This is a genomic window from Mesorhizobium sp. M0571 (assembly GCF_040320985.1).
GTDB lineage: Bacteria > Pseudomonadota > Alphaproteobacteria > Rhizobiales > Rhizobiaceae > Mesorhizobium.
Window position 1 is genome coordinate 1 of record NZ_JAMYQT010000162.1, and the last position, 585, is coordinate 585.

Below are 585 nucleotides of genomic sequence, written 5' to 3' on the forward strand. Positions count from 1 at the left end.
CGCAAAGCCATAGCGGCCCGGCCAGGCGGGGCCGCTTTTTTTGGAAAGGGCTGCCATGATCTATGCGGATACAGTTGAATCAGAGGTGCTTGTCCATAAGCCGTGGTTCATCGCCTCGGTCTTTGTACTCGTGCTTTCGATTTTTCTTATGTTCAACCTCACGGGCACGACCATGGGCGAGCTCATGCGGCCGGTCATCGGCGATCCGCTGGAGAGCGGCTTTTACGGCCGTTTCGCGATTGCGTTTGTGATCGCCGTTATTTTTTGCTTCAACCTTGTGCTGATCGGTTTTGCTCCGCTGAAGGTGCAAATCGGGGTCGTATGGTTTGAGCTGCTGATCCTGTTTCTCGCGTTCGTCAAGTTATTTGACTTAAGCCTGCCCTTCATATGGAAGAACCTGCCCTTTCTTATCACGCAAGGCGTGGTGACAACACTCTACATTTCAGCCATTTCGCTGGTCCTCGCATCGGCCATCGGAATAATTGCCGCCATAGCGAAACTTTCAAACAACGGGTTCGCCTACGCCATCGCCAGCTTTTACACTTCGTTCTTCCGCGGCCTGCCTCTTCTGATGCAGGTTTATCT

The 585-nt window shown here is 52.8% G+C and carries 1 protein-coding gene; it reads left to right on the forward strand.

Going from position 1 to position 585, the window contains the following annotated elements:
* Nucleotides 1-55 precede the first annotated feature (55 nt).
* The coding region (locus NKI85_RS37860) for an ABC transporter permease subunit (protein WP_352781023.1) at nt 56-585 on the forward strand (530 nt) is incomplete at its 3' end.